The sequence below is a fragment of the Arsukibacterium sp. UBA3155 genome, from assembly GCA_002364615.1.
Classification (GTDB): domain Bacteria; phylum Pseudomonadota; class Gammaproteobacteria; order Enterobacterales; family Alteromonadaceae; genus Alishewanella.
This window is the reverse complement of record DEYP01000028.1, coordinates 61,489-73,358: the sequence shown is the minus strand read 5'-3', so window position 1 is coordinate 73,358 and position 11,870 is coordinate 61,489. Positions and strand designations below refer to the sequence as shown.

Annotated in this window: 13 protein-coding genes; 4 read left to right on the top strand and 9 right to left on the bottom strand. The window is 48.8% G+C overall.

Annotated elements, in window-relative coordinates; genetic code table 11:
• Positions 1 to 5: 5 nt before the first annotated feature.
• Entirely contained in the window at positions 6 to 530 is a 525-nt protein-coding gene (locus B2X65_RS15505; protein ID WP_290614140.1) for a cytochrome b, read from the bottom strand.
• Positions 523 to 1,503, bottom strand: a complete 981-nt coding sequence (locus B2X65_RS15500; RefSeq protein ID WP_290614138.1) for a catalase family peroxidase — start codon at positions 1,501 to 1,503, stop codon at positions 523 to 525. The genes B2X65_RS15505 and B2X65_RS15500 overlap by 8 nt, the downstream gene beginning before the upstream one ends.
• 240 nt (positions 1,504 to 1,743) lie before the next feature.
• On the opposite strand from B2X65_RS15500, the gene B2X65_RS15495 reads away from it, so the two are divergent.
• The 3 genes from B2X65_RS15495 (at position 1,744) to B2X65_RS15485 (ending at position 4,160) form a co-directional block, all read left to right on the top strand.
• Entirely contained in the window at positions 1,744 to 2,898 is a 1,155-nt protein-coding gene (locus tag B2X65_RS15495) for a GGDEF domain-containing protein (RefSeq protein WP_290614136.1), read from the top strand.
• Positions 2,899 to 3,145: 247 nt separating this feature from the next.
• On the top strand, positions 3,146 to 3,631 hold the full coding sequence (locus tag B2X65_RS15490; protein WP_290614134.1) for an RDD family protein: 486 nt from the start codon (positions 3,146 to 3,148) through the stop codon (positions 3,629 to 3,631).
• Between the two features lie 199 nt (positions 3,632 to 3,830).
• Entirely contained in the window at positions 3,831 to 4,160 is a 330-nt protein-coding gene (locus B2X65_RS15485) for a hypothetical protein (protein ID WP_290614132.1), read from the top strand.
• Between the two features lie 37 nt (positions 4,161 to 4,197).
• Here B2X65_RS15485 and B2X65_RS15480 read toward each other — a convergent pair whose 3' ends face one another.
• The 7 genes from B2X65_RS15480 to dksA all read right to left on the bottom strand — a co-directional run bounded on the left by B2X65_RS15480 (position 4,198) and on the right by dksA (position 10,257).
• Complete coding sequence (locus B2X65_RS15480) at positions 4,198 to 5,019, bottom strand: DUF72 domain-containing protein (RefSeq protein ID WP_290614130.1); 822 nt, start codon at positions 5,017 to 5,019, stop codon at positions 4,198 to 4,200.
• Between the two features lie 25 nt (positions 5,020 to 5,044).
• On the bottom strand, positions 5,045 to 5,887 hold the full coding sequence (panC, locus tag B2X65_RS15475) for a pantoate--beta-alanine ligase (RefSeq protein ID WP_290614128.1): 843 nt from the start codon (positions 5,885 to 5,887) through the stop codon (positions 5,045 to 5,047).
• Complete coding sequence (gene panB / locus B2X65_RS15470) at positions 5,888 to 6,682, bottom strand: 3-methyl-2-oxobutanoate hydroxymethyltransferase (RefSeq protein ID WP_290614126.1); 795 nt, start codon at positions 6,680 to 6,682, stop codon at positions 5,888 to 5,890. It abuts the gene before it with no gap.
• Between the two features lie 79 nt (positions 6,683 to 6,761).
• Positions 6,762 to 7,289, bottom strand: coding sequence for a 2-amino-4-hydroxy-6-hydroxymethyldihydropteridine diphosphokinase (folK, locus tag B2X65_RS15465; RefSeq protein ID WP_290614124.1), 528 nt, complete (start codon positions 7,287 to 7,289; stop codon positions 6,762 to 6,764).
• Positions 7,282 to 8,748, bottom strand: a complete 1,467-nt coding sequence (gene pcnB / locus B2X65_RS15460; protein WP_290614122.1) for a polynucleotide adenylyltransferase PcnB — start codon at positions 8,746 to 8,748, stop codon at positions 7,282 to 7,284. The genes folK and pcnB overlap by 8 nt, the downstream gene beginning before the upstream one ends.
• 121 nt (positions 8,749 to 8,869) lie before the next feature.
• The gene (gluQRS, locus tag B2X65_RS15455; RefSeq protein ID WP_290614552.1) at positions 8,870 to 9,790 is read right to left on the bottom strand and encodes a tRNA glutamyl-Q(34) synthetase GluQRS; all 921 of its coding nucleotides are present in this window, start codon (positions 9,788 to 9,790) and stop codon (positions 8,870 to 8,872) included.
• 17 nt (positions 9,791 to 9,807) lie between these two features.
• Positions 9,808 to 10,257, bottom strand: coding sequence for an RNA polymerase-binding protein DksA (gene dksA, locus B2X65_RS15450; protein ID WP_290614121.1), 450 nt, complete (start codon positions 10,255 to 10,257; stop codon positions 9,808 to 9,810).
• Between the two features lie 278 nt (positions 10,258 to 10,535).
• Here dksA and pepB point away from each other — a divergent pair, with 278 nt between their 5' ends.
• Positions 10,536 to 11,861 (top strand): aminopeptidase PepB, encoded by a 1,326-nt coding sequence (gene pepB / locus B2X65_RS15445; RefSeq protein WP_290614119.1) that lies wholly within the window; start codon positions 10,536 to 10,538, stop codon positions 11,859 to 11,861.
• Positions 11,862 to 11,870: the final 9 nt, after the last annotated feature.

Sequence of the window (11,870 nt, the reverse complement as noted above, 5' to 3'; positions counted from 1 at the left end):
CTTTATTACAACATACTTTTTAGTACGTTATCTTTACGCACAAAATGGTGGTGTAGCGCCGCGCCAACATGCAGCGCTATCACGCCAATAAGTGCTATTGCCAGCCAGCCGTGCAGTTCCCGAAACAGTGCATAATTGTGAATATCAACCTGCAGAGCGGCGGGTAATCTGAACCAACCAAACAGCTCTATCGGCCTTCCAGCAAAATACTGCATTAAATAGCCGGAAAGCGGCATCGCAAACAGCAAGCCATACAATAGCCAGTGGGAGGCTTTTGCCCCCCATTGTTGTGCCGCAGATAAGTCACCTGGCAGCGGTGGCAGCCGGTGACGCAAGCGGTTTATCAGTCTGGCCATCACCAGGATGATGGCGATGACGCCAAAGGCTTTGTGGGCGGTTAGCAAAGTGAGCTGCCAGGGTTGTAGTGATGTAATCATTAATAAGCCTGCCGCCAGCATAGAAACAACCAGCGCTGCCATACCCCAGTGAAACAGCCGCATAGAAAGTGAAAACCGATCTGAGTTACTCATTATTGCTGCCCTCTAATGCGCCATGTAATTGCTCTTTTGCCCTGCGTCGGTAAGACTCAGCATAAGCTGCCGATCGAGCCCGTAAAATAGGGTCGGCCGTTGCCGTAATACCAGAAGGTAAAACCAGTGGGTCAAAATTAATGGCATGACAGTCGCCTTCCAGCTGCGCTGTGGTACCGGTAAGCACTATTTGCCCAGCGTTGATCTGCTGTCGACTGGCTGGCCATGCCTTAGTTGGGTTAGTTTCATCATCTGTCGGCTCTGCCAGGGTAAATACCCAGTCAAACACTACTGGCTTTGCCGCAATCCGGGAGCTTATTTCTTGATGCAGCGCATCATCGTCCTTTAAATCGGTTGCTGCCACAGATACCGTGGGTTGCATCGCCCAGCGTACCGCGTGTTGGTCACCGCCCGCGTTAACCAGGTAAAAGGCATTGATGCTGTGATAGGTTTCAGCAGCAAAGCTGCCGCTTGGCTGGTACTGGCCGGCCCATGCTGAAAACTCGCTACTCTCGGGGTGTTCTGCAAAGAATTGTTTTATTGCTGCAGGGCCTGCCTGTATAGCCTGTATTTGCTGATAAAAGGTGTGCGGATCAGCGACTGCCATAACCGGCGGGGTATTCATCGCCAGGCGCCATTGTTCAGTCCGGCTAAGGGCGAAACTTAACGCCAGACTGCGCACCGGCGCCTTTAAATCAGGCGCGGTAGGATTATTGCCGGCAATCGACAAACGGCCAGTAAAAGGCGTAGTCCCTGCTTTAAACAAGCTGGCCTTAGAATAATCAGCTAAGTTACCGTTGGCACGGAATTCACCCGTAACACAGAGTCCTTTAGCATGAGCGCGCCGAAACCCGGCGAAGCTTGAATTGCCTTGTTGTAAATCGACAAACTGTTGCGCTGAGACCTGAGGTGGCACATCAGCGGTCAGACCTGCCGCAGGTGCCAGCAATAGTGCAAAATACAAATATTTCATGTGGCTGTACTCACTATCGGTAATAACTTTATTTGCAGGAAGTTGCAAAAATTACTATAGCCGACATTGACCGGAGTAATGCTTAATAACTTTCATCAATTTGCGCAGCGTAATAGCAAAGTTAGCCTAATACTAACGTGAGGCATGAAACTTGTACCGTTAGGCACTGTTTTACGCTAACGTAGCCAACGGTAACCACGCTCGCTTCCGTCCATAGAACGCTAATCAATTGAGGAAAAGATGCATTTACCCACTGTTGTTATGGTAGCGCTAGTCATTAACCTGATTGTTGGCGCGTACCTGTACCTGCTTTATTTACGCAAGCCCAAAGATCGCTGCTTTAAACTCTGGTCGTATTCTTGTTTCTGTTTTGTGTCAGGCGCCGGTTTAGTGGTGTTGCGTGCTTACCTTGATTCTGATTTTTTAACCTATTTTATTGCTGACTGTTTGTTGCTGCTAGCGCCGGTTTATGTGCTGGCGGGGCTGGTTCAGTTTTCACGCTTTCGTTATACCAGACGCCGCCGTCAACTTGCGGTTGGTGCACTGGTGTTGGCTATCATCACCTTTTTACTCAGCTATTCTCAACCGGGCGTATTAAGCGTCGCGGTAGCACTAGCCATTGCGCTGACATTTTGCTTGTGCGCCTATTTACTGCATAAATCGATTATTACCGAGCCGATGTTCACGCGAACGCTGCAAACCGTGTTTTTGTTGCATGCTGCAGTGATGCTTATACAGGCCATTCTGGTTATCGATAATTGGTCGCATCTCAACATTCATGGTTTGCCAGAAACATCAGTTTACTCCTTACTGAGCCATATTTTGCTTACCACTCTCACCGCGTTGCTACTGCCGTGGTTAAGCTTTTTAAAACTTGAGCGTAAACTCACACTGAAATCGCAACGTGACGGTTTAACCCGCCTGGCTAATCGCGAGCATTTTTTCAATCAGCTTGACCGCTACTGGCAATTGCATCCATCAGTACCTGTTGTATTTATGATGATTGATATCGACTTTTTTAAAACGGTAAATGACACCTTCGGTCATGCGCTGGGTGATCAGGCAATTGCTTCGGTTGCCAGACTGCTCTCAAAACAGTTGCGCAGCAATGACATTATTGGCCGGATTGGTGGCGAGGAATATGCTGCGCTGTTAATTGATATTGATAAGCAAACCGCACTAAAAATTGGCCAGCGTTTATGTCAGCAGGTAGCCGCGAAGTTAAAGTTTATTGAAGAGAAAAAAGTTGAGTTGACAATCAGTATTGGCTTGGTTCAGATTATTCCGGCGCAGCACGGCCATAAGATCGCTTTTAAAGCGGCTGACGAAGCGCTGTACGCCAGTAAGCAGGCTGGCAGAAACACCGTCACGTTGGGTAAGATTAATACAGTTTAACTTGTGACATGCTGTTACTCAGACAACTGCTGGTAAATCAACATCCAAAGCTTAGAATGTACGTAAGACAATCCACAATAAAAAGGTATACATAGTTAAAATCTTGAATTACATTCGGGTACAAGAATATGCCGATTGATTTAATGTCTCAGGCTGTATTCTAAATTTCACACTAACGTTAAATCCTTTTAGTCAGATACCGGCTTTTTTCAGGATTAGATAATAAGTAGAAAATGGAGATTAAGAAGTGAATAGTGAAGTACCTGCAACTATGGGTGATGTAAAAAAATTCACCGGATTCTGGCCAAGAGTTGGTGCCAGTCTTATTGATACACTTATTTTGTTAGTAATCACATTGCCAATTTTGATATCAGTATATGGCTGGGATTACTTCGATGATGACTCATTTATTATGGGCTTTGCCGATTTTTTTATGAATTGGTTATTTCCGTTAGCTGCTGTATTAGCTTTCTGGATTTATAAGCAAGCCACGCCCGGAAAAATGGCAATTTCAGCAATAATTGTAGATGCTAAAACTGGCGGTAAGCCGACTTTACAGCAGTATATTGTTCGCTACATTGGCTATTATCTTGCAGCTATCCCACTCGGACTTGGTTTTTTCTGGGTAGCATGGGATAAGAAAAAGCAAGGGTGGCACGATAAACTGGCGGGAACCGTTGTCATTAGTCCTAAAAATAATCATACACAAGAAGTTTCATTTGAAAGTCAGTAAGTAGGCTTTATTGGTATTTTTGTCTGCGAAATATTGAAACTCAGATGGTCGCTGTTGCGGCCATCCAACGGTTTAGTTGGTAATATTATTGAAACAGGTAAGGAAGCGTAGTGCTGCAAACTACGGCAATTACTTGCTATATCAATAAAGATAACGTAAGAGTGCGCTTAAAACAGCATATATAAAAAAGGGAGTTACAGTGGAAGCGTTAAAACATTCAGGGCTCGGGATTGCGTCATTTATTACCAGTATCGTTGCTGGAATTTTAATTTTTGTGCTTATCGTTATTGCTGGCATTATGGAAGCATCTACGCCGGGTGGTATTGATGAAACCTCTGCAGATGCTGTAATAATTGGCCTGTTTTTACTTGCTTTTTTAGGGGCGTCAATAGTTGCTTTCGGCCTGGGTATTAGCTCACTTATTCAGAAAAATCGCAAAAAGATTTTTGGCATTCTTGGTACTACGTTTTCTGCTCTTATCGTGTTGGGTACGGCGTTCCTGATTGTGCTTGGCCTTGCCATGGGTTAATGCTGAGCACTATTAAGAGATACATAATTAACTGAAGTTACCACAACCCCAGCTGCGCCTGCTGCTCTCCTGGCCATGGAGCCAACACAGAATGGGGTTGCTTTAAATCGACTGCAAACTGGCGGCATAGTTGTGGTGCCAGGGTATTATCCGGCGTATGGAAAAAGCAGTAAGGGGTTTTACCCTCAGCCAGCCAGCTGTTAATTTTAGCGAGCCAGGGGGTGTAGAACTGGCGGTTTATTTCCATATCATCGGTGCCGATAAAACGCAGCATTGGCCGGTCGCTCAGACAAATAGCATGCACCGGTAAGCGTGGTTTTTTACTCTGAGCATCCAGCAGGGCAGGGCTGCTGGCGGATACTGAAAACAACGCCCGGCTATCAAATACGACTCGTTCGGCAGCAAACTGTTGTAACAAGCGATTTAACGACAGTTCGTGCTCTGCCTTATCAAAAAAAGCCGGATGTCTAACTTCTACTGTCAGCGGTATTTTACCGCTAAATAGCTCAAGCACAGTGGTTAATTGCCCCAATATTGACGGGCCTGCAGATGCTGGTAGCTGTAAGTGAATTAAGCCAATAAAACGGTGCACAGGTGAAAAGTAATGCCACCAGCTAAGTAGAGCATTTTGATCCAGCTCAGTTAGTTGATGACTAAAGCGACGGGGTACTTTAAACACAAATCGGAAATGCGCTGGCAACTGCTCTGCCCAGCGGGCTAACTGGCTCTCGGAAGGGTCAGCATAAAAGCTGGTATTACCTTCCACACTATTAAAGTACTGGCTGTAACCGGCTAAAAACTGATTACTGTTAAGATCATCAGCAAACAGGCTGCCTTTCCAGCGGCTGTTGGCCCACATCGGACAACCCAGATATAGCAAGCGTTTACAGCTCCAGGTTATCAATCAGCCGGGTGCTGCCCAGTCTGGCAGCGGCCAGAATCACTTTGGGTTCGCTGGGCATAGTGGCCAGTGCCAGGCTGTGCTGGTTGCTGATATTAACGTAATCAGGCACAAACCCTGCTGCCGTTAGCTGCGCTTTAGCCTGTTGCTCCAGTGCCCGGTAATCATGGTTACCCGCGGCAATGTCGGCCTTAAGTTGCTGCAGTATCTGATATAGCGCCGGTGCCTTCGCGCGCTGTTCAGTCGTTAAGTAGCCATTCCTTGAACTCAGCGCCAGGCCGTCGCTGGCGCGCTCGGTTGCTACGCCAATAATCTCAATGGGCAAGGACAAATCAAGCACCATCTGGCGGATAATAGCCAACTGCTGAAAGTCTTTCTTACCGAAGCAGGCAATATCGGGCTGCACCAGATTGAACAGCTTACATACAATGGTCGACACGCCGCGAAAATGACCGGGGCGGTTGGCGCCGCAATGCAAATCACCTAATAACGGCACTTCAACAAAGGTTTGGGCATCCAGGCCGCGCGGGTACATTAACTGCGGAGTAGGGGTAAAAACCGCATCAGCACAGTGCTGTGTTAAGCCGGCAATGTCTGCATCAAGCGTGCGAGGGTAATTGGCCAAATCTTCATTCTGGCCAAATTGCATCGGGTTAACAAAAATGCTGACGATCACTTTATCGGCGTGGTGTCTGGCTACATCAACCAGTTGCAAATGGCCCTGGTGGAGGTTACCCATGGTGGGAACAAAAGCGATTTTGTTACCCGCACGCCGCCAGTTGGCTATTTGCGCTGTTAGCTCATCAATATTGGCAAGTATCTTCATTTAGTTAAAACTATGTTCTGTGCCCGGAAATACCTGGCTTTTTACTTCGCTGACATAGGCGGCAATGGCACTGCGGATTTCACCGGTTTGCGCCAGATAGTTCTTGGAAAACTTTGGAATATAGCCACTGCTAATGCCCAGTAAGTCGTGCATCACTAATACCTGGCCGTCAGTAACATTGCCGGCGCCTATGCCAATAACCGGTATGCTCAGTGCATCAGTAATCCGCTTGGCCAGTGGGGTTGGAATACATTCCAGTACTAATAACTGGGCTCCTGCTGCCTCCAGTGCCAGGGCTTGCTGCAGCATGGCATCGGCCGCATCGCTGGTTTTCCCCTGTACTTTGTAGCCGCCCAAAATATGTACCGACTGCGGCGTTAGCCCCAGATGGCCACATACCGGCACACCCCGTTCGGTCAGGGCTTTAATGGTTGGTAATAAAAAGTCGCCACCTTCTAATTTCACCATATTGGCACCCGCCTGCATAAGTGGGGTAACACTTTGCATGGTTTGTTCGGGCGTGGCATAACTCATAAAGGGTAAATCGGCAATCACGAACGCATCTGGCGCGCCAGCGCGGACACTTTTGGTGTGGTAGGCAATATCGGCCACGGTAACCGGCAGGGTGTCACTATGGCCCTGTAACACCATGCCCAGTGAGTCACCAATTAATAATACATCGACGCCTTGTTCGGCAAATAACTTGGCGAAGCTGGCATCATAGGCAGTCAGCATGCTGATTTTATCTGCCTGCTGCTTCATTTTCAGTAACACTGCAGTAGTGATCTTAGCCATAAAATCCTCGTCCGACCATTTATTCCGGGTGCGCAAGATCGCACAAAGTTAACGCAGCTGCAAGTTAGCCGCGACCAAGTTATTCGCAAACAGTGGCGCTAAGTTTTTCCAGACCATTTAGCGGTACCTGGCTAAGTAAGGTTTGCAGTGGCGTTCCACAAGGCAGTACCAACTTTGGAGCAATTTCTGCCAGCGGATACAGCACAAATTCTCGCTTGGTTAAGCCGTAATGGGGAACGGTTAAGCGTTCGTTGCTAATAGTGTGGTTACCATATAGCAAAATATCCAGATCAAGCGAGCGTGGGCCCCAGCGCTCCGCCTTTCGTTGTCGCCCTTGCTGCTGTTCGATCTGCTGCAGAGCATCCAACAGGGCGAGGGGCGACAGCGTTGTACTGACTTTTGCCACGGCATTAACGTAATCCGGCTGGTCTTGCGGGCCCATTGGCTTGGAGCCGTATAAACCAGACACGGCCAGCAGTGTACTTTGCTTAAGCAAACGTAAAGCTGCAATTGCATTTTGTAACTGGGCCACAGGGTTAGCTAAGTTAGCACCCAGCCCCAGATAAGCCTCGTGCTGCTGCACTGACTTTGCAACACTCTCAGGCATCAGGCGTACTGCTACGCTTTCGTTTATAGTTGTTACGACGCCGTTTCGGCCGGTCCTGACCTTCCCGCCCCAAACTATTTATCAGCTCCAGCTTTTCGGCCTCGTCAGCAAATTGAAATTGCTGCCACCAGCTAGCCAGTTCCGTCAGGCTGCCACCTTCGGCTTGTGCCCGCAATTGTAGAAAATCAAAGGCGCCGCGAAACTTGGTTTGTTCCAGCATTTTAAAAGCACGGCGGCCACTGCGCTTAGTTAAGCGGGATTGCAATGCCCAGATATCGCGCATGGTTAAACTAAACCGTTTTGGAATAGCGATAGTGCGCTGAATGTCATCCAGCACTTCAGTCATGGCGATATTCAGCGCATCAATATCGTTCAGGCCACTTTCTATCAGCAGAGTCTGGCTGCGAAGTTCTACCGGATACCATAACATGGCGGCAAAAATAAAGGCTGGGGTCACCGGTTTATCAACAGCAACGCGCTGGTCTGTGTCTTGCAGAGCGTGGGTAACCAGTTGGAACGCTTTACCCTCTGGTTCCTGCTTTAATATTTTGTCGAGCTGCGGCATCAGCTGTTTTAGAATTCGGGTGTCACGCAGTAGCATAAAGTTGTCAAAGGCTTTGCCGGCCATCAGCATTTTAACCAGCTCGTCAAACAAGCGTGGTGCCGGAATGTTTTTTAATAACACCGCCAGCTGACTGATCGGCGTTAATGCATCGGGCGCAATATCCATATTCAGCTTGGTCGCAAAACGCACTGCCCGCAGCATCCGCACCGGATCTTCCCGGTAACGCACTTCCGGATCGCCAATCAGCTCTATGCGCCGTGCAGCAATATCCCGCATACCGTTAGCAAAGTCGTAAATAGCAAAGTCTTTTACCGAGTAATACAACGCATTAATAGTAAAATCCCGCCGTTCGGCGTCTTCTTCAATACTGCCGTAAACGTTGTCACGCAGAATTTGCCCATGATCGCTTAAGCTGGCGGTTTTTAATTTGGGTGCCGTACTTTCTTCGTCTTCAGAACCACTGTGATGGCCCCGAAACGTAGCAACTTCGATTATTTCCCGACCAAACACCACATGAGCCAGCCGAAAGCGACGACCAATTAACCGGCAGTTTCGAAACACCTGTTTAACCTGTTCCGGATGGGCATTGGTCACGACATCAAAATCTTTTGGTTTTAGTCCCAGCAGCAAATCGCGAATACAGCCACCCACTAAATACGCCTCGAAACCGGCATCTTTTAACCGATACAGTACTTTTAATGCGCTGGGGCTGATATCGCGCCGCGAAACACTATGCTGGTCGCGGGTAATAACCTGCAGTGGCGGTAATATCGAGCTCACTGTCGCTTTGGGCACCGATGCAGTAGCGGTAGCGGCAGGTTTAGTCGCAGCAGGCTGTTGCTTTTTATCGCCCTGAGGCTTGCCGCTAAGGGTTCTGCGGCAAAAATCTAACACACGCGAAATTATGATATCTCTCCTGAGCACTTGCCAACCTGAACGGCGGCATTGGCATCTGACTTAAAAAACGGCTAATAATACCGCAGCACGCGGCAAAAAAGAATTAATCTGGCAAAAATCAGCCAAAATCGGGCGCTAAAACTTCCAGCGTGGCCGGAATATCCGCCGGTTGCCAGTGCTTAAGAGCAAAGGCTAGTTGCTCCGGGGCGGCGGCGCGCTGCAATTCTGCAGGCAAATGCAGCCCCAAAATAGCTAGCGCCCTGGCCATTGTATAGCTGGCCGGCCAGTTACTGAGTGCGGTAGCATGGTTTTGCTTGCTAAGCTTGTGACCTGGCGCGGTGACGGCCAAAGGCAGATGACCATACATCGGCGGCTTTGCCCCAAGTAAGCTGAATAAATGTTGCTGGCGTGGAGTCATACTGAGTAAATCGGCACCGCGGATCACTTCAGTAATGCCCTGGTCCCAGTCATCTGCAACGACCGCCAGCTGGTAAGAAAATAAACCATCGCGGCGCAATACTATGTAATCTTCCTGTGCCATCGCGGGTGCAATACGTTGCAACCCAAGTAACCTATCGTCAAACTGACAGGAAACCTGCGCACTGCGCAATCGCCAGCTTAACGGTTCTGTGGCATTTGTTATGTGCTTCAGGTCTAGGTTGGCGCACGTACCCTGATACACGCCGCCGCCGGCATTAATTTGTTTACGGGTACACTGACAACCGTATATCAGGTTCTGTTGTTGCAGCTGACTGAATATGTCGCGGTAGCGTTCGGTCCTGCTGCTTTGATAAATAACCTCATCGTCCCACAGCAATCCATGTTGTTCCAATGCACTCATAATAGCGCTGTCCGCACCATGGCGAACTCTGGGGGTATCAATATCTTCGATTCGCAACAGCCACTTACCGGCCTGGCGTTTGGTAAACAAATAGCTGCCTACTGCCGCCAGCAAGGAGCCAAAATGAAGGGGGCCGGATGGGGAGGGGGCAAACCTGCCAACAGCAACCGCTGCTGGCTTAGTTAAGTTTGTCAACACTGCCACAATGGCTGCAACTAGCCGCCTAACTGCTTTTCTTTAATTTCAGCCAGCGTTTTACAGTCGATACATTGATCAGCAGTTGGCCGTGCTTCTAACCGTTTAATGCCGATCTCTATTCCGCAGGTATCACAGAATCCAAAATCGTCATTTTCAATTTTTTGTAACGTTTTTTCAATTTTTTTCAATAGCTTACGCTCGCGATCGCGGGCGCGCAATTCCAGACTGAACTCTTCTTCCTGTGCAGCCCGGTCAACCGGATCAGGAAAATTGGCAGCTTCATCGGCCATATGCGTTTTCGTACGGTCAACCTCTTCGCGAAGTTGTTGGCGCCAGGCGTCAAGAATTTTGCGAAAATGCTCGAGCTGTTTCGGGTTCATGTATTCTTCCCCGACCGCTTCCTGGTAAGGTGCAACACCGGCCAGTGCCAGTAACCCTAATGTCTTAACATTCTTGCCTTCTGGCATGATCATCTCCTGTACAATACTGCCAAGCAAAAAAAGTGGCGGCTATAGATAGCAGAATATTGCCATCACCGCAATCACTAATAAAAAAGCCGGCGAAGTATACAGATTGTGGCCATAGCCGTCACCTGTTTTAACTTTCGCTGCTGTCACCGCGAAAATAGTGCATTGTGGCGCCCTATTGACGCGATCTGCTCGTGGTCGGTCGTTGCGCTATGTTACACTTCGCCTGATAAAAGTTAGCCATTGTCGCTGATAAGTTCGATAAAGTGGGGATTCCTATGTCTGATTCAAAGTCTAATTCAACATCTGATATGTTACACGTTAGCATTGCTGCAGATAAAGCAGAACAAAAATGGGGCAACAACGCCTTATTAAGCCCGACAACACAGGGATATCAAATTCATTTAGTTGGATCTGACCCCTTGCGTAATATGCAAAAAGCCGCTCGCAGCCTGAGTAATCTTGGTATCAGCCAACTGCAGTTAGCTGGCAAAGGCTGGAGTAAAGATTTGCAGTGGGCATTTTATCAGGGGTTTTGTACGGCCAGAAAACACGATGGTGTTGTTTTTAACAATGAACAGGGCGAGGCTGAACAGCTGTCGCAACTGGCGACGTGTTTTAGCTTTGCCAAAAAAATAATCAACGATACACCGGAAATGCTATCGCCGGTGGCGCTGGCCGAGCAGGCTGAGGCGTTTATTCGTGCCGTTGCACCAGAGGATAGTGTTAGCAGCGAGTTGATTGCCGGTGAAGATTTGGCCGACGCCGGCTGGCATGGAATTTATCAGGTTGGCCGCGGCAGTACCCGGCCACCGGCGTTACTGGTGCTTGATTTTAACCCGTCAGCAAAGCCGGAAACTGCGGTGGCCGCTGCGCTGGTGGGTAAAGGTATTACCTTTGACAGCGGCGGCTACTCTATTAAGCCAACCGAAGGTATGGCGACCATGAAATGTGATATGGGCGGGGCCGCTACGGTGACTGCAGCCCTGGCACTGGCAATTATGCAGGGCCTTAGCCAACGGGTAAAACTGATTTTATGTTGTGCCGAGAACCTGATCAGTGGCCATGCGTATAAGCTTGGCGACATTATTACTTACAAAAACGGTACTACGGTTGAAATTGTTAATACCGATGCTGAAGGCCGGCTGGTGTTGGCCGACGGTCTGATGTGTGCGACGGAAAGTAAAGCGCCATTGATTATCGATGCGGCCACCCTGACTGGTGCAGCTATGGTAGCAGTGGGTGGCGAATACAATGCGTTATTTGCGCTGGACAAACCGCTGGCGGCAAGAGCGCTGCAGTATGCTGCCGATGAACAGGAAGCCACCTGGCAGCTGCCGCTGGAGAAATGGCATCAGCAACAATGCCCTTCACCTTATGCCGATACGGCCAACAGCCGGCCAGTAAAAGGTGGGGGCGCCGGCGGCGCCAGCAATGCGGCCGGTTTTTTAAGCCGCTTTGTCGCAGATGATGGTAAAGGCTGGCTACATTATGATTTAGCCGCAGCATTTAATAACTCGGCCAACAGTTACTGGTCGGCGGGCGCTACCGGCCATGGTATCCGCAGTATTGCTACTACCTTACTCACAGAAACGAAAAGGTAAGCAATAGCA

Coding starts and splice junctions, on each gene's coding strand:
- B2X65_RS15505 (WP_290614140.1), bottom strand. CDS start 530: ATGAGTAACTCAGATCGGTTTTCACTTTCTATGCGGCTGTTTCACTGG.
- B2X65_RS15500 (WP_290614138.1), bottom strand. CDS start 1,503: ATGAAATATTTGTATTTTGCACTATTGCTGGCACCTGCGGCAGGTCTG.
- B2X65_RS15495 (WP_290614136.1), top strand. CDS start 1,744: ATGCATTTACCCACTGTTGTTATGGTAGCGCTAGTCATTAACCTGATT.
- B2X65_RS15480 (WP_290614130.1), bottom strand. CDS start 5,019: ATGTGGGCCAACAGCCGCTGGAAAGGCAGCCTGTTTGCTGATGATCTT.
- panC (WP_290614128.1), bottom strand. CDS start 5,887: ATGAAGATACTTGCCAATATTGATGAGCTAACAGCGCAAATAGCCAAC.
- panB (WP_290614126.1), bottom strand. CDS start 6,682: ATGGCTAAGATCACTACTGCAGTGTTACTGAAAATGAAGCAGCAGGCA.
- folK (WP_290614124.1), bottom strand. CDS start 7,289: ATGCCTGAGAGTGTTGCAAAGTCAGTGCAGCAGCACGAGGCTTATCTG.
- dksA (WP_290614121.1), bottom strand. CDS start 10,257: ATGCCAGAAGGCAAGAATGTTAAGACATTAGGGTTACTGGCACTGGCC.
- pepB (WP_290614119.1), top strand. CDS start 10,536: ATGTCTGATTCAAAGTCTAATTCAACATCTGATATGTTACACGTTAGC.